The sequence below is a fragment of the Mycolicibacterium neoaurum genome (assembly GCF_036946495.1).
GTDB lineage: Bacteria > Actinomycetota > Actinomycetes > Mycobacteriales > Mycobacteriaceae > Mycobacterium > Mycobacterium neoaurum_B.
Genome location: NZ_JAQIIX010000002.1, coordinates 2,189,794 through 2,207,105, shown reverse-complemented (window position 1 = coordinate 2,207,105; position 17,312 = coordinate 2,189,794). Strand labels below are relative to the sequence as shown.

The 17,312-nt window shown below is 67.0% G+C and carries 10 protein-coding genes; 7 read left to right on the top strand and 3 right to left on the bottom strand.

Annotation, left to right across the window (positions count from 1 at the left end):
* The first annotated feature begins 13 nt into the window (after positions 1–13).
* Genes PGN27_RS15875 through PGN27_RS15865 form a run of 3 tightly spaced genes read left to right on the top strand, consistent with a single transcriptional unit; the run spans position 14 to position 5,858 of the window.
* The gene (locus tag PGN27_RS15875; protein WP_335326979.1) at positions 14–793 is read left to right on the top strand and encodes a decaprenylphospho-beta-D-erythro-pentofuranosid-2-ulose 2-reductase; all 780 of its coding nucleotides are present in this window, start codon (positions 14–16) and stop codon (positions 791–793) included.
* Positions 793–2,643, top strand: coding sequence for a galactan 5-O-arabinofuranosyltransferase (locus PGN27_RS15870; protein WP_335326978.1), 1,851 nt, complete (start codon positions 793–795; stop codon positions 2,641–2,643). Before PGN27_RS15875 ends, PGN27_RS15870 begins: the two co-directional genes overlap by 1 nt.
* 26 nt (positions 2,644–2,669) lie before the next feature.
* Entirely contained in the window at positions 2,670–5,858 is a 3,189-nt protein-coding gene (locus PGN27_RS15865) for an arabinosyltransferase domain-containing protein (protein ID WP_335326977.1), read from the top strand.
* Positions 5,859–6,023: 165 nt separating this feature from the next.
* On the opposite strand, the gene PGN27_RS15860 is transcribed toward PGN27_RS15865, so the two are convergent.
* Positions 6,024–7,640, bottom strand: coding sequence for a GMC oxidoreductase (locus PGN27_RS15860; protein ID WP_335326976.1), 1,617 nt, complete (start codon positions 7,638–7,640; stop codon positions 6,024–6,026).
* Positions 7,641–7,759: 119 nt separating this feature from the next.
* Here PGN27_RS15860 and PGN27_RS15855 point away from each other — a divergent pair, with 119 nt between their 5' ends.
* From PGN27_RS15855 to PGN27_RS15840, 4 genes are all read left to right on the top strand, one after another.
* Positions 7,760–8,893, top strand: coding sequence for an alkane 1-monooxygenase (locus PGN27_RS15855; protein WP_335326975.1), 1,134 nt, complete (start codon positions 7,760–7,762; stop codon positions 8,891–8,893).
* Positions 8,894–9,001: 108 nt separating this feature from the next.
* Complete coding sequence (locus PGN27_RS15850) at positions 9,002–12,196, top strand: arabinosyltransferase domain-containing protein (protein WP_335328745.1); 3,195 nt, start codon at positions 9,002–9,004, stop codon at positions 12,194–12,196.
* Positions 12,197–12,255: 59 nt separating this feature from the next.
* The gene (locus PGN27_RS15845) at positions 12,256–15,420 is read left to right on the top strand and encodes an arabinosyltransferase domain-containing protein (protein WP_335328744.1); all 3,165 of its coding nucleotides are present in this window, start codon (positions 12,256–12,258) and stop codon (positions 15,418–15,420) included.
* Positions 15,417–16,295: an MBL fold metallo-hydrolase gene (locus PGN27_RS15840; RefSeq protein WP_335326974.1), complete on the top strand. Its 879-nt coding sequence runs from the start codon at positions 15,417–15,419 to the stop codon at positions 16,293–16,295. Before PGN27_RS15845 ends, PGN27_RS15840 begins: the two co-directional genes overlap by 4 nt.
* Here the strand turns inward: PGN27_RS15840 and PGN27_RS15835 are convergent.
* Both PGN27_RS15835 and PGN27_RS15830 read right to left on the bottom strand, forming a co-directional pair.
* A complete protein-coding gene (locus PGN27_RS15835; RefSeq protein ID WP_335328743.1) occupies positions 16,292–16,732 on the bottom strand; it encodes an RDD family protein in 441 nt (146 codons plus the stop codon). The two genes, PGN27_RS15840 and PGN27_RS15835, sit on opposite strands and share 4 nt — an antisense overlap.
* Before the next feature lie 164 nt (positions 16,733–16,896).
* Complete coding sequence (locus PGN27_RS15830) at positions 16,897–17,301, bottom strand: hypothetical protein (RefSeq protein WP_141867074.1); 405 nt, start codon at positions 17,299–17,301, stop codon at positions 16,897–16,899.
* Positions 17,302–17,312: the final 11 nt, after the last annotated feature.

The following is a 17,312-nucleotide window of genomic DNA, read 5'->3' as shown; positions in this document are numbered from 1 at the left end:
GCCTTACCCCTCCATGATTGACGCGACCGGAAACCCGCAGACGATCCTGCTGCTGGGCGGTACCTCCGAGATCGGCTTGGCGATCGTCGAGCGCTATCTGCGCGACGCGAAGGCAAGGGTGATCCTGGCCGATCTACCCAACTCGCCGCGCAAGGCAGCGGCCATCGCGCAGTTGGAAGCCGCCGGCGCGAAGTCGGTGCAGTACCTGGACTTCGACGCGCTGGACACCGCCACCCACCCCGCGGTGATCGAGGCAGCCTGGGCCGATGGTGACGTCGACGTGGCGATCGTCGCCTTCGGCATCCTCGGCGATGCCGAAGAACTGTGGCAGAACCAGGCCAAGGCGGTGCTGACCGCGCAGATCAACTACACCGCCGCGGTATCGGTCGGCGTGCTGATCGGCGAAAAGATGCGCGCGCAGGGCTTCGGCCAGATCATCGCGATGTCCTCGGTGGCCGGGGAACGGGTGCGCCGCTCCAACTTCGTCTACGGCTCGACCAAGGCCGGCCTGGACGGCTTCTACCTCGGCCTGGGCGAGGCCCTGCGCGAGTTCGGTGTGCACGTCCTGGTGATCCGTCCCGGCCAGGTCCGCACCACCACCACCCTGGAGCACTGGAAAGCCACCGGCGCCAAGGAGGCCCCCTTCACCGTCGACAAGGAGGACGTCGCCGAACTGGCCGTCGCCTCAGCCGCCAAGGGCAAGGAACTCGTCTGGGCACCCGGGCCGGTGAAGTACCTGATGTCGGTGATTCGGCACATCCCGCGGCCGGTCTTCCGCAAGCTCCCGCTCTGATGACCCTGGCGGCCAGGACGGCCGGCCAGATGCTGGCCGCGGCCGCCACCGCGACGGCGCTGGCCGTCATCGCACTGCTGGCGATCGCCCGTGTCGAGTGGCCCGCCTACAACTCCTCCAACCAGCTGCATGCGCTCACCACTGTCGGTCAATTCTTCTTCCTGGCAGGAGTTTTCGCCGCGGGTGTGTTGTGGCGACGCGGACGCCGACTGCTGGCGCGCATCGCGTCGGTGGTGTTTCTTTCGGCCTTCTCGGTGGTGACGCTGGCCATGCCGCTGGGCGCCACCCGGCTCTACCTGTTCGGCATCTCGGTCGATCAGCAGTTCCGCACGGAGTACCTGACCCGGCTGGCCGACAGCCCCGCCCTGCACGATATGACCTACATAGGCCTGCCGCCCTACTACCCGGCCGGCTGGTTCTGGCTCGGCGGTCGGATGGCGGATCTGACCGGCATGCCGGCCTGGGAGATGTTCAAGCCCTGGGCCATCATCTCGATCACCGCCGCGATCGCGGTCGCCTTGGTGCTGTGGACGGCGATGGTGCGCTTCGAGACAGCGCTGGCCGTGACCACCGCGACCGCCGCCGTCACCCTGGCCTACACCTCCGCCGAGCCCTACGCCGCCGTCATCACCGTCCTGCTGCCACCGGTTTTCGTGCTGGCCTGGTCGGGCCTCAAGGGCGTAAACCGGGCAGCCATCGTGGCTGCCGGGCTGTTCCTCGGTGTGGCAGCACTGTTCTACACACTGTTGCTGGCGTATGCCGCCTTCACCATCACTCTCATGGCGCTGGTGCTCGCGGCTGCCCGGCGCTCCATCATGCCGCTGTTGCGGTTGCTCGTCATCGCCGTCATCGCCGGCGCTCTGGCGTTGTTGACCTGGGCCCCATACCTGCTGGCCGCCTTGCGCGGAGCACCTGCCGATACCGGAACCGCCAGGCACTACCTGCCGATGGACGGTGCCGAGCTGACCTTCCCGATGCTGGACTTCACCCTCCTGGGTGCGCTGTGCATGCTGGGCACCGTCTGGCTGGTGGTGCACGCCCGCAGATCGTCGACGGCGGGCCCGCTGGCCGTCGGGGTACTGGCCGTCTACGCCTGGTCGCTGCTGTCGATGCTCTACACGCTGTTGGGCACCACCCTGCTGTCGTTCCGCCTGCAGCCCACGCTGTCGGTGCTGTTGGCCGCCGCCGGCACGTTCGGGTTCATCTGGCTGACGCAGGCCGCCGTCGCCCGCTATCAGCACCCGGGCCGGCACGTCGTCGCCGTCGCGGCCACCATCGGCCTGATCGGTGGGCTGACCTTCAGCCAGGACATCCCCGACGTCCTGCGCACCGATATCAACGTCGCCTATACCGACACCGACGGTTACGGGCAGCGCGCCGACCGCCGGCCGCCGGGGGCCGAGCAGTACTACCGGGCGCTCGATGAGCGCATCCGGGAAGTCACCGGTCGTCCACCGAACGAGACCGTCGTGCTGACGGCCGACTACAGCTTCCTGTCCTTCTACCCCTACTACGGATTTCAGGGCCTCACATCGCATTACGCGAACCCGTTGGCGCAGTTCGAGGCCCGCTCGGCCGCCATCGAGAGCTGGGCGCTGCTGACCACTGCGGACCAGTTCGCCACTGCGCTGGACCGGCTGCCCTGGCCTGCACCGACGGTATTCCTGATGCGCCGCGGCGGCCCGGACAGCTACACGCTCCGACTGGCAGCCGATGTGTACCCCAACCAACCCAATGTCCGGCGCTACCAGGTGTCGCTGGACCCGGCGATCTTCGACGACGAGCGCTGGGACGTCTCGACCGAGGGACCGTTCGTGCTGGCCATCCGTAAACCACAGGCCAACGGTTGATGGCCGCACAACTACCATCTAGCTCCGTGAACGACACGGCGACCAACCACCGCACCGCCCGTCTGGTCGCCATCGTCGCCGGACTGCTGGGCACCATCCTGGCGATCGCGACCCCGTTCCTGCCGGTCACCCAGACCACCGCCACCCTCAACTGGCCGCAGAACAACACTCTGGACAGCGTCGACGCTCCCCTGATCGGCTACGTCGCCACGGACCTGAACATCACCATCCCCTGCAGCGCGGCGGCGGATCTCACCGGTCAGCGCAACGTGCTGCTCTCCACGGTGCCCAAGCAGGCACCCAAGGCAGTCGACCGCGGCCTGCTGATCGAGCGGGTCAACAACGAGCTGCTGGTCATCGTGCGCAACACCCCGGTGGTCAGCGCGCCGTTGATCGATGTGCTCAGCCCGAACTGCCGGGAACTCAAGTTCACCGCACACGCCGACAAGGTCACCGGCGAGTTCGTCGGGCTGACCCAGGATTCGGATGATCCCGACCCCGGCGAACCCCGCCGCGGTGAACGCGGTGGCTACGACTTCCGCCCGCAGATCGTCGGCGTCTTCACCGACCTTTCCGGCCCCGCCCCGCCCGGGCTGGAGTTCTCGGCCACCATCGACACCCGCTACAGCAGCTCACCGACGCTGATCAAGACCCTGGTGATGGTGCTGGGACTGCTGCTGACGATTGCCTCGCTGATCGCACTGCATCGTCTCGACATCGCCGACGGTATGCGGCACCGTCGGTTCCTGCCGCAACGCTGGTGGTCGGTCACCAAGCTCGACGCCCTGGTCGCCACGCTGATGGTGTGGTGGCATTTCGTCGGATCCAACACCGCGGACGACGGCTACATCCTGACCATGGCACGGGTTTCCGAGCATGCCGGTTACATGGCCAACTATTACCGCTGGTTCGGCACCCCGGAAGCGCCATTCGGTTGGTACTACGACCTGTTGGCGCTGTGGGCGCACGTCTCCACCGCCAGCATCTGGTTGCGGCTACCCACCCTGCTGATGGGGCTCGCGTGCTGGTGGATCATCAGCCGCGAGGTGATCCCCCGGCTCGGTGTCGCGGTCAAACACAGCAGGCCCGCGGCCTGGACCGCGGCGGCGATGTTCCTGGCGTTCTGGCTGCCGCTGAACAACGGTCTGCGCCCCGAGCCGATCATCGCGCTGGGCATCCTGCTGACCTGGTGTTCGGTCGAGCGTGGCGTCGCCACCAGTCGGCTGCTCCCGGTGGCGGTGGCCCTGATCATCGGGGCGCTGACGCTGTTCTCCGGCCCGACGGGTATCGCCGCGGTCGGCGCTGTCCTGGTCGCCATCGGGCCGCTGAAGACGATTGTGGCCGCACATGTTTCGCGCTTCGGCTACTGGGCACTGCTGGCTCCCGTTGCGGCCGCGGGCACCGTCACCCTGTTCCTGATCTTCCGCGACCAGACCCTGGTCGGCGAGATGCAGGCCAGTTCGTTCAAGTCCACCATCGGCCCGAGCCTGGCCTGGTTCGACGAGCACATCCGGTACTCGCGGTTGTTCACCACCAGCCCCGACGGATCGGTGGCGCGCCGCTTCGCGGTACTGGCCATGCTGCTGGCCCTCGCGTTGTCGATCGCGATGACGTTGCGCAAGGGCCGAATCCCCGGGACCGCGATCGGCCCCGCACAGCGGATGATCGGCATCACCGTCATCTCCTTCCTGTCGCTGATGTTCACCCCTACCAAGTGGACGCACCACTTCGGGGTGCTGGCCGGCCTGGCGGGCTCCATCGGCGCGCTGGCCGCGGTGGCCATCGCCGCCGCGGCGATGAAGTCCAAGCGCAACCGCACCGTCGTCACCGCGATGATCCTGTTCGTGACGGCGCTGTCCTTCGCCACCGTCAACGGGTGGTGGTACGTCTCGAACTTCGGTGTGCCGTGGTCGAACGACTTCCCGGCCTTCGGGTTCGGCTTCACCACCATCCTGCTCGGCTTCTCGGCACTCGCCCTGTTGGTCGCCGCCTACCTGCACTTCTCCGGACGCCCAGCTCCTGAGCGGCCGTGGACCCGCTTCACCGGTGCCCCGCTGGCTGTGATCGCCTGGGCCGTGGTGCTGTTCCAGGTGGTCTCCCTGACGATGGCCGTGGTGACCCAGTACCCGGCGTGGACTGTCGGGCGATCCAACCTCGAGGCGCTGACGGGCAAGTCCTGCGGCCTGGCCACCGACGTCATGGTCGAGCAGGATCCCAACGTCGGGATGCTCGCACCGGTGGACGTTCCGGTCGGTGACGCGTTGGGGGCGGTGACCGCCGACGGCTTCCGCCCCAACGGGATTCCGGACGATATCGAGGCCGATCCGGTGATGAACCAGCCCGGCGACAGCAATTTCGCCGACTCCGAGGCCAGCGACGAGACCGGTAGCGAGCCGGGCACCGAGGGCGGCACCACCGCCGCAGCCGGAGTGAACGGTTCGCAGGCGCGACTGCCCTACAACCTCGATCCGGCCCGCACTCCAGTGCTGGGCAGCTGGCGATCCGGACCCCAGCAGCCGGCCAAACTGCGGTCGGCCTGGTACCGACTGCCACCGCGCGATGAACGCGGTCCGCTGCTGGTCGTGGCCGCCGCCGGCCGGTTCGATGCCGGCGAAGTGTTGGTGCAGTGGGCCACCGACGAGCAAGCTTCTGCCGACAAACCCGGTGGCACAATCGGTTTCGCCGATGTGGGCGCGGTGCCGGCCTGGCGCAACCTGCGCGCTCCGATGTCGGCCATTCCCGGTGAGGCCACCCAGGTGCGGCTGGTGGCCTCCGATGACGACCTGGCACCCCAACACTGGATCGCCGTCACTCCGCCGCGGATCCCCGAACTGCGCACCCTGCAGGACGTCGTCGGGTCAGACGATCCGGTGATGCTGGATTGGCTTGTGGGCTTGGCCTTCCCGTGCCAGCGGCCGTTCTTCCACAACAACGGCGTGACCGAGGTGCCCAAGTGGCGCATCCTGCCGGATCGCTTCGGGGCAGAGGCGAATTCGCCGGTGATGGACTACCTCGGCGGCGGTCCGCTCGGGATCACCGAACTCTTGCTGCGCGCGGTGCCGGTACCGACATATCTGCGCGACGACTGGTTCCGCGACTGGGGTTCGCTGCAGCAGTTGCGGCAGTTCTACCCGAACGCGAAACCCGCAGAGCTGGAACTCGGCACCGCGACCCGCAGTGGGCTGTGGAGTCCGGCGCCGCTACGGCCGAGCTAGCCGGTCGATCAGCCTTCATCTACCAGATTTCAGCCACTCGGCGCAGTCGCCCCTTGCGGCTGACGACAGGTATGAATTCGGGCACCGGGACGTACCTGGCTTCAGCAGGGGCGACGGAAGAACCGTCGCGACTGAGTCCAGGTAGACCTGGCCCAGCATCAGTGCCTACTTACGGCCCTGCAGGATCGCCTCGATATTGCGTTCGGCGAGCGCGGTGATCGACATGTACGGGTTGCAGCCGATATATCCCGGTACGAGCGACGCATCGTTGACGTAGAGATTCTCGTATCCGTTGACCCGCCCGAACGCATCGGTGGCCACGCCTCTCACACACCCACCCAAGGGGTGAACGGTGTTGGGTGCGAAGGCTTTCCCCTCGAACAGATCGTCTCGGTAGTCCACCCCGTTGGCCTGGATCACCTTGTCGAAGACAAGCTTGGCCCGCTCGATCAAACGGTCGGTGTTGCTCTGCGGCCAATCGATGGAGATGGCATCGGATGCGCGGTCATAGCTGATCACCGCCCGGTCACCGGTGCGCACCATTGCGTAGTAGCCCAGCGCATGGGTCTCCAGCGGCAACGGTAGCGAGAACATGCTGGCGTACACCGGATTGTCCGGATCGTCGCGACCGTCCAGGTTGATCATGCCCAACAGCGACTGCAGCGTGCCCACCGGATCCTGCTCCGCGGTGTTGTGGGCCACCATGATGTCCCCGTTGTTGCCGTATCCCTCGCCGACCTCATCGGACAGGTCGGCAAGATCGCCGTTCTCGCGTGCACGCAGCAGCAGCTCGGCCGTACCGACCACACCTGCCGCCAGATACAGCTGCTTGCAACCGATCTCGCTTCGTGACAGCTCCTTGCCCCACCGATCTATCTCACGGGTGGACACCACGTACTCACCTGAGGGCTCACGTCGGATGCCGGTCACCTCGGTCAGCGGACGCAACGTGACCTTGCCCGTGGCCAGCGCCGCGGCGATGTAGGTCTGATCCACACTGCCGAAGCGTCCGTAGTTGTTGCCGTACTGGCATTCCCAGTCCAGTGCCGACTTCGGCGCCTGGCCGGCGGCCTCGGAGACCATGTAATCGAACGAGTAGGCGCTTCCGTTGTAGTCCACTCCGTAGCCTGCCGCCTCGGCATAACTGCGCCCCACCCGCGCATATTGGAAGTAGGGGGTCTGCTCGAACCAGCCCATATCGCGATAGCTGATCTTCAGCGTGGTCTTGGCCCGCTCGACATATGTGCCGAGGAACTCGTTGGGGTCGATGTCGGGGAAGGCCGCCCGCACCTGATCCGGCGTGGGTATCGCGGCGATCGCGGCGTTCACCATCGAGCCACCACCGACCGCTATCCCGCGGAAGACCTCGTGGGCGCCGTAGGTGATCTTGTCGCAGATGCCCGCCTGGACCGGCTGCGAACCAGGATTCTGGGCAGCGACCGCGTTGACCGATATGCCGCCGAATGAGGGCACCAGGCTCGGTGGCACATCGCGGAACCAACCCGCCCGGGTGTCGGCAGGCAACATTTTGCTGAACCGCTTACCGTCCTCGTCCGGGGTATCCCAGAGCCGACCGCGCTCCAGGATCAGCGTTTCGACGCCGGCCTCCCCCAAACGCAACGCGCTGACGCCCCCGCCGTACCCGCTGCCGACCACGATGGCCTGGTGAAACGCGCGATCGGCCGGTCGCTCGCCGGACTCGGTCCGCTGGCACGCCACCACGGCGCCGGCACCGGCCGCCGCACCGAGCGCGACACCCAGGAACCGCCGTCTTGTCAGCAAAACCGGTCCACCCTCACAGCAAAATCCCCCTTCGTTATCGTCCCGTGTTTGCACTGCTCTGAGAACCAGGTTAAATGGTTCAGGAAACTCGCTCACTGTCCAGCTTGCAAGGATACGAAGTGCTCGACCCGCAGACCCGCACAACGCGCAGGTGGCGCGATGCGAAAAGGTATTTGTGGCTGCTCGGCGCCGTCGTCCCCGGCCTGGTGGGGCTGGCCTGGGTGCTGGTCCAGCTGACCGGTTCCGCGATCTTCTGGTGGGTGGGTCCGATGATGGCCTTCATCGTGATCCCCATCGTTGACCAGCTAATTGGCACTGACGACGGTTACCTCACTGGCAACGCACTCGCGCACCTCGAAACCGACCCGTTCTACCGGTGGGCGAACTATCTCTATCTGCCAGGTCAATACCTGTCGCTGATCTTTGCCTGCTGGCTCTGGGCCGGCGGCGGTTGGGTCACCATGACGTTGCCGGACAAGCTGGGCCTGATGTTCACCGTGGGCATCGTCGGCGGAATCGCGATCAACGCGGCCCACGAACTGGGCCACCGCCGCGACACGCTGGAGCGCAGGCTCAGCAAGATCGCCCTGGCCCAGACCGGCTACGGGCACTTCTTCGTCGAGCACAATCGCGGCCATCACGTGCGAGTCGCCACTCCGGACGACCCGGCCAGCGCGCGATTCGGCGAGAGCATCTACCGGTTCATCCCCAGGTCCGTGCTGGGCGGGCTGCGTTCTGCCTGGCAACTGGAGACCGCACGGTTGGCGAAGGCAGGCAAGTCGAAGTGGTCACCGGCCAACGACATCCTCAACGCCTGGTTGCTGACCGCGGTGTCGTTCGCCGTCCTGATCGTCTGGTTCGGCGCCGTGATCACGCCGTATTTGCTGGGACAGGCCGTCATCGGCATCTGCCTGTTGGAGACCGTCAACTATCTGGAGCATTACGGGTTGCGCCGCCAGCGGGTCGGAAGCGGACGCTACGAGCGGGTCGGGCAGCGACACAGCTGGAACAGCAACACCCTGATGGCCAACGTGTTCCTGTACCACCTGCAGCGCCACTCCGACCACCACGCCAACCCGCAGAAGCCATACCAGACCCTGCAGCCGTCGGACATCGCCCCGCAACTGCCGACCGGTTACGGCAGCATGCTGGTGCTGGCCTGGTGCCCGCCGCTGTGGCGCCGGGTGATGGATCCGCGGGTTCTCGCCCACTACGGCGGCGACGCCAGCCTGGTCGCCGTCCGCCCAGATTGATTTCCCGCGCGGGTCACGGGACGGCACACCAAGGCTCGTCGCTTACTGTTGAACCTCGTGCCCACTAGGACCATCCGCCTCGTAGCCATCATCGCGGGCCTCGTCGGCATGGTGCTCTGCGCTCTTGCGCCCTTGTTGCCGGTTCGGCAGAGCACGGCGACGATCCAATGGCCGCAAACAGCCGGCGCCGACGGCTTCATCAGCGATGTCACCGCCCCGCTGGTATCGGGAGCACCGCGCGAACTGGACGTGACCATCCCGTGCCAGGCCATCGCCACGCTGCCCGCCGACGGCGGACTGGTGTTCTCCACGATCCCGCCGGGCGGTATCGACGCCGGACGCAACGGCCTGTTCGTCAACGCGAACGCCGACGTCGTCTACGTCGCCTTCCGGGACACCGTGGCCGCGGTGGCCCCGCGTGACGCCGTCGATTCCGGGACCTGCGGCGAACTGCACATCTGGGCCGATGTGAACGCCGTCGGCGCCGATTTCGTCGGCATCCCCGGCGCGCGCGGCACCCTCGACGTGGACAAACGCCCCCAGGTGGCCGGTCTGTTCACGGAGCTGCCGGTCGGTCTCGACGCCGGCGTGCGCGCGCGGGTCGACATCGACACCCGCTTCATCACCAGTCCGACGGCGCTGAAACTGGCCGTGATGGTGCTGGGCACCGCGGCGGTGCTGGCCTCGGTCATCGCGCTGGCGCTGTTGGATCGCACCACAGGGCGCCGCCTACGGGGTTGGGACCGCCGTCGCACCGGCTGGGCGACGTGGCTGGCCGATGCCGGCGTGCTGAGCTCGTTGTTGCTCTGGCATATCGTCGGCCCGCAGTCATCCGACGACGGCTACAACCTGACGATCGCCCGGGTATCGTCCGACGCCGGTTACGTCACCAATTACTACCGCTACTTCGGCGCATCCGAGGCCCCGTTCGACTGGTACCAGAGCGTGCTGGCACATCTGGCCTCCATCAGCACCGCCGGAGTCTGGATGCGGCTGCCCGCCACCCTGGCCGCCATCGGCACCTGGATGATCCTCAGCCATTTCGTGCTGCCCCGCCTCGGTGCCCGGCTGGCCCACAACCGGATCGCACTGTGGACCGGCGGCGCAGTCTTCCTGGCCGCCTGGCTGCCCTTCAACAACGGTCTGCGACCCGAACCGTTGATCGCGTTCGGCGTGCTTCTGGTCTGGATGCTCGTCGAGATCTCGGTGGCGCGAAGGATCCTGTGGCCCACCGCACTCGCCATCGTGATCGCCGTGTTCAGCGTGACGCTGGCACCGCAGGGACTGATCGCGCTCGCCCCGCTGCTCGTCGGCGCGCGCGCCGTCACCCGGATGATCGCCGCCCGCAGGCCGGCCCAGGGGCTGCTGGCCCAGCTCGCCCCGCTGGGCGCCGCCGCCGCGATGTTGTTCGTGGTGGTGTTCCGTGACCAGACGCTGGCCACCGTCGCCGAGTCGGCGCGCATCAAGTACACCGTGGGGCCGACGATCCCCTGGTATCAGGAGTTCCTGCGCTACTACTTCCTCACCGTGGAAGACAGTGTCGACGGTTCGATGACCCGCCGCTTCGCCGTCCTGATCCTGCTGCTGTGCCTGTTCGGGCTGCTTATGGTGCTGCTGCGCCGTGGCACTGTCCCCGGTGCGATGAACGGTCCGGTGTGGCGACTGATCGGCAGCACCGGTATCGGATTGCTGCTGTTGACCTTCACGCCGACCAAGTGGGCCGTGCAGTTCGGAGCGTTCGCCGGGCTGGCAGGTGCGCTGGGCGCGGTGACGGCGTTTGCGCTGGCGCGGGTCGGTCTGCACAGCAGACGCAATCTCGCGCTGTACGTGACGGCCCTGCTGTTCGTCCTCGCCTGGGCCACCTCGGGTATCAACGGCTGGTTCTACACCGGAAACTACGGCGTGCCCTGGTTCGACAAGCAACCGGTGATCCTCGGCTTCCCGGTCACGACGATCTTCCTCGTGCTGGCGATCGTGGGCGGACTGCTCACTGCCTGGCTGCACTTCCGCATCGACTACGCCGGGCATACCGAGGTGGCCGATACCGGCCGTAACCGGGCATTGGCATCGACACCGCTGCTGGTGGTCGCCGTGATCATGGTGGTGCTGGAACTCGGCTCGATGGTGAAAGCCACCGCGGGCCGCTATCCCGTATACACAACGGGACTGGCCAATCTGTCGGCGCTGCGATCCGGTCTGTCGGGCACCAGTTGCGCGATGGCCGACAACGTCCTCGTCGAGGCCGACACCAATGCCGGTCTGCTGGAACCGGTCCCGGGCCAGCGTTACGGACGCTACGGGCCGCTCGGCGGGGAGAGCCCAGTCGGCTTCACCCCCAACGGTGTCAGCGACACACTGGAGCCCGCCGAACCCGTGGCCGCGAATCCGGGCACCGTGAACTCGGACGGCCCGGTCGACAAACCCAACATCGGTGTCGGCTACGCCGCCGGCACCGGCGGTGGATATGGGCCGGAAGGCGTCAACGGATCCCGGGTGTTCCTGCCCTTCGGACTCGATCCGGCGCGCACCCCGGTGATGGGCAGTTACGACGAGAACACCGTGGCCGCCAAGGCGACGTCGTCGTGGTACCAGTTGCCGCCGCGCACACCGGACCGTCCTCTGGTGAGCGTCGCCGCCGCAGGTGCGATCTGGTACTACGAGGAAGACGGGTCCTTCAAATACGGGCAGTCGCTGAAACTGCAGTGGGGTGTCCACCGCCCGGACGGGTCCTACGAGGCGCTCAACGAGGTCCAGCCGATCGACATCTTCCAGCAGAAGGCCTGGCGCAACCTGCGTTTCCCGTTGACGACGGCACCTCCGGAAGCCAACGTCGCCCGCATCGTCGCCGATGACCCGAACCTGTCGGAAGACCAGTGGTTCGCCTTCACACCACCACGGGTTCCGGTATTGCAGACCGCACAGGAGTATCTGGGGAACCAGACCCCGGTGCTGATGGACATCGCCACCGCGTCGAACTTCCCGTGCCAGCGTCCGTTCACCGAAAAGCTCGGCGTTGCCGAACTTCCGGAGTACCGGATCCTGCCGAACTTCAAGCAGATGGTGGTGTCGTCGAACCAGTGGCAGTCCGCCGAGGACGGCGGACCGTTCCTGTTCATCCAGGCGCTGTTGCGCACCTCGACGATCCCGACCTACCTGCGTGACGACTGGTACCGCGATTGGGGATCGCTGGAACGCTACGTGCGCGTGGTGCCCGCCGACCGGGCGCCCGAGGCAGCCATCGAAGAAGGGACACAGAACGTGTACGGCTGGAGCCGCGGCGGACCGATCAGGGCACTGCCGTGAACGGCGAATCGAACCCTGCCGTGAGTGCGCCGGTGACGGAACAGAACACCCAGTCCGGTATGGCGCGCGACGTCCAGATCGCCCGGTGGGTTGCCGTCATCGCGGGTCTGCTGGGTTTCGTGATGGCGGTGGCGGTTCCGCTGTTGCCGGTCACCCAGACCACCGCGACGTTGAACTGGCCGCAGAACAACCAACTCGACAATGTCACCGCACCACTGATCTCGCAGGCACCGGTGAGCCTGACCGCGACGGTGCCCTGTTCGGTGATCCAGCGCATGCCCGCCGACGGTGGGTTGATCATGGGTACCGCACCCGCCAAGGGACGGGATGCGGCGCTGAACGCGATGCTGGTGACCGCCAGTGAGGACCGCGTCGACGTCATCGTCCGCAACGTCGTGGTCGCCAGCGTCGAACGCGACCGGATCGGCGGTTGCTCAAGCATCGAGATCGTCTCCAACCACGATGGCACGTACGCCGACTTCGTCGGACTGACCAAGGATGACGGCTCACCGCAGCGCACCGGCTACCCGGACCCCAATCTGCGACCGGCCATCGTGGGCGTTTTCACCGATCTCACCGGCGCTGCCCCGCAAGGGTTGTCGCTGACGGCCGATATCGACACCCGCTTCACCACGCATCCGACCCCGACAAAGCTCGCGGCCATCGTGTTGGCGATCCTGTCCACTTTCATTGCGCTGCTTGCACTGTGGCGGCTGGATCGGATGGACGGTCGGCGGATGCGCCGTCTCATCCCGACGCGTTGGCGGACGTTCACCGCGGTCGACGTGTTCGTCGTCGGCGTATTCGCGCTCTGGTACATCATCGGCACCAACTCCTCCGATGACGGTTACCAGATGCAGATGGCGCGTACCGCCGAGCATTCCGGGTACATGGCGAACTACTTCCGGTGGTTCGGCGTACCCGAGGATCCGTTCGGCTGGTACTACAACGTCCTGGCATTGATGTCCCAGGTCAGCACCGCAGGCATCTGGATGCGACTGCCCGATCTGATCTGCTCGCTGGTCTGCTGGGTGCTGCTGTCGCGGGAAGTGTTGCCGCGCCTGGGCCCCGCCGTGATCGCCAGCAGGCCCGCGCTGTGGGCGGCGGGCCTGGTGCTGATCGGCGCGTGGATGCCGTTCAACAACGGACTACGCCCGGAAGGCCAAATCGCTACCGGTGCCCTGATCACCTACGTCCTCATCGAACGCGCCGTCACCTCCGGCCGACTCACCCCGGCCGCGCTGGCAATCTTCTCCGCCGCATTCACCCTCGGCATCCAGCCCACCGGGCTCATCGCGGTGGCCGCACTGGTCGCCGGCGGCCGCCCCATCCTGCGCATCATCATGCGCAGGCGGCACACCGTCGGCCTGTGGCCGCTGCTGGCACCGCTGCTGGCCGCGGGCACCGTGATCCTGGCGGTGGTCTTCGCCGACCAGACGCTCGCCACGGTGCTGGAGGCCACCCGGATCCGCACGGCCATCGGCCCCAGCCAGGAGTGGTACACCGAGAACCTGCGCTACTACTACCTGGTGTTGCCGACCGTCGACGGCGCCATCTCACGGCGGTTCGCCTTCCTGTTCACCGCGCTGTGCCTGTTCCCCTCGCTGTTCATGATGTTGCGGCGCAAGCGGATCGCGGGCATCGCACGGGGCCCGGCCTGGCGCCTGATGGGCATCATCTTCGCGACGATCTTCTTCCTGATGTTCACCCCCACCAAGTGGATCCACCACTTCGGTCTGTTCGCCGCGGTCGGCGGAGCGATGGCGGCGCTGGCCACCGTGATGGTCTCGCCCGCGATCCTGCGCTCGGCACGTAACCGGATGGCCTTCCTGGCCCTGGTCTTCTTCGTGCTGGCACTGTGTTTCGCGTCGGTGAACGGGTGGTGGTACGTCTCCAACTTCGGTGTGCCGTTCAACAACTCGGTACCCGCGATCGGTGGGGTCACCGTCAGCACGATGTTCTTCGCGCTGTTCGGCGTCGCGGCACTGTGGGCCTTCTGGTTGCATGTGTCCGGCAAGACCGAATCCAGGCTGGTCGACCGGCTCACGGCCGCACCGGTTCCGTTGGCCGCCGGCTTCATGGTCGTGGTGTTCATCGCGTCGATGGCCATCGGTGTCGTCCGGCAGTACCCCACCTATTCCAACGGCTGGGCCAATATCCGGGCGTTCGCCGGCGGCTGCGGAATGGCCGACGACGTCCTCGTCGAACCGAATTCCAATGACGGCTTCCTGCGCGCGCTGCCCGGCGACTACGGGCCGCTCGGCCCGCTGGGCGGCACCGATCCATCTGGGTTCAGTCCCGACGGCGTGCCCGATCGCATCATCGCCGAGGCCATCCGGTTGAACAATCCTCAGCCGGGCACCGACTACGACTGGAACCGTCCGGTGCGGTTGTCGCGCCCTGGAATCAACGGCTCGCGGGTGCCGCTGCCCTATGGGCTCGACCCCGCGCGGGTGCCGGTGGCAGGCACGTACTCCACCGGCGCACAACAGGAAAGCCGGCTCGCCTCGGCCTGGTATGAACTGCCGGCCGCCGACGACGCGCATCCGCTCGTCGTCGTCACCGCCGCGGGCACCATCACCGGCACGAGTGTGGCGAAGGGATTGACCACCGGGCAGACCGTGGAGCTGGAATATGCGACCGCCGGTCCCGATGGTGCTCCCGTGCCCGCAGGCCGGGTCGCCCCCTACGACATCGGGCCGACCCCGTCGTGGCGCAACCTGCGCTACCCGCGGGCCCAGATCCCCGCCGATGCCGTTGCCGTGCGGGTCATCGCGGAGGACCTGTCGCTCGGCCAGGGCGACTGGATCGCAGTGACACCGCCGCGTGTGCCGGAGGTGCGCTCGGTGCAGGAGTACGTCGGGTCCACCGAGCCGGTCCTGATGGACTGGGCAGTGGGCATGGCGTTCCCGTGTCAACGACCGATGTTGCACGCCAACGGTGTGACCGAGGTGCCGAAGTTCCGTATCTCTCCGGACTACTACGCCAAGTTGCAGAGCACCGACACCTGGCAGGACGGCATCAACGGCGGCCTGCTGGGAATCACCGACCTGCTGCTGCGGGCATCGGTGATGTCGACCTACCTGTCCCATGACTGGGGGCAGGACTGGGGTTCTCTGCGCCGCTTCGACACGATCGTCGATGCGCAGCCCGCCGCGATCGAACTGGGCACCAGCACGCACTCGGGTCTGTACTCCCCGGGTGAAATCCGGATCGGGCCGTGAGCACGCGCCTGGGCAACGCCGTTCTGCGCCGGGTGGTGGAGACGTCGTTCGCGCCGGGCTTCACTATGTTCGGTGGCACACCGGAACACGCATGGGCCGAGCACGCCGACCTGCTCGCGCCGACCTTCGTCGATCTGGCGGCCCGCACCTGGCGGGTCGCGATCCAGACCTGGGTGCTCGATGTGGATGGTTTGCGCATCCTGATCGACACCGGGGTGGGCAACGGTAAACGGCGCCCGGCGATCCCGGTACTCGACGGGCTGGACACCGGTTTCCTGGCCGCGCTCGCATCGGCCGGTGTGTCACCCGAGAGCGTGGACGTAGTGGTGAACACCCATCTGCACAGTGATCACGTCGGATGGAACACCCGCGCCGACGGTTCCGGCTGGGCTCCTACCTTCCCCAATGCGCGATACCTGATGCCGGAGGCGGACTTTCGGCACTTCGGTCCGGACGGTGCCGGATGCGATGACGCGGCCCGCATCGTTTTCGACGACAGCGTCGCGCCGGTCTATGAGGCCGGGCAGGTCGAATTGTTCGACGGTGACTATCAGCTGAGCGAATCGGTGTGGTTGCGGCCGGCCGCCGGGCATACACCCGGCTCGTCTGTGCTGTGGCTGGATGCCGGCGCGCCAACGGTTTTCGTCGGCGACCTGACCCATTGCGCCATCCAGATTCCCCGCCCCGGTGATGCCTGCGCATTCGATTGCAATGCCGCACAGGCCGCAGCGACCCGCACACGGGTGTTCACCGAGGCGGCCCGCCGCCGCGCCACCGTGATCCCGGCGCACTACCCCGGCCACGGCGGGGCCACGCTGGTGGCATGTGGTGACGCCTTCACGGTGGACGACTGGTTGGACATCGAACCGATCTAGCGTCTGAGATAGACCACCCGGCTGCCCAGGACGACGTCCTGCAGCGATCGGCGACGCCTGTCGACGACCACCCACAACAAGCCGACGGGAAAGAGCACACACGCGACGGCGCGGACGGCCGCGACCACCGGGGCCAATCGATCACCATGGCGTCCGGTCACCCGCAGGCCCATGAACGCCGCCCCTGCCGTACAGCCCGACACTGTCCAGCAGCCGGTCAGATAGAGCACCGCGACGGTGAACATGACCGCGGTGGAGAACACCGCGTTGACCGTGGGCAGGCTGAATGAGGTGGGATTGAACATCAGGCGGACCAGGACGAGGCCCACGTACAGCGCGCCCAGCGTCATGGCGACGACGGCGATGTCCAGGACCGCGGCGGCCCCGCGGCTCACGATGCCCGCCGAGCGAGGCTTGCCGAGCGAACCATCCGGCACCGAGCGAGGCTTGCCGAGCGAACCATCCGGCACCGAGCGAGGCTTGCCGAGCGAACCATCCGGCACCGAGCGAGGCTTGCCGAGCGAACCATCCGGCACCGAGCGAGGCTTGCCGAGCGAACCATCCGGCACCGAGCGAGGCTTGCCGAGCGAGCGTCTGGATGTCATCGGACGTCCCGTCCGAGCAACCGGTCGACGAACCCGGCGACCGCATCGTCGGCACGCTCGCCCTGACTGCGCACATCGGTCATCACCTCGGCGGTGACCGAGTCCGTGGACGTGCGAATGATCGCGGGCAGATCGATACCGTCGACCACCTCGTCGGCAAGGCCGACCAGGTCCAGCCGGTCGCGGGCCACCGCGTTGAGGTCGATCTGGTCCAGAATCGTCTCGATGCCGGCGGCCACCACCCGTTCGCCCCGTGCGGTCAATTCGACACGGCTGCGGTGCAACCAGCCCCCGACGACAGGCAGCCGTTCGGCGGCGCTGTACGCCACGGCCACTCCGTCGCACGCCACGGCGACAGCCCCGAGTGCGACGGTGACCGCCGGATGCACGGCATCGGACATCGTTGCATCGT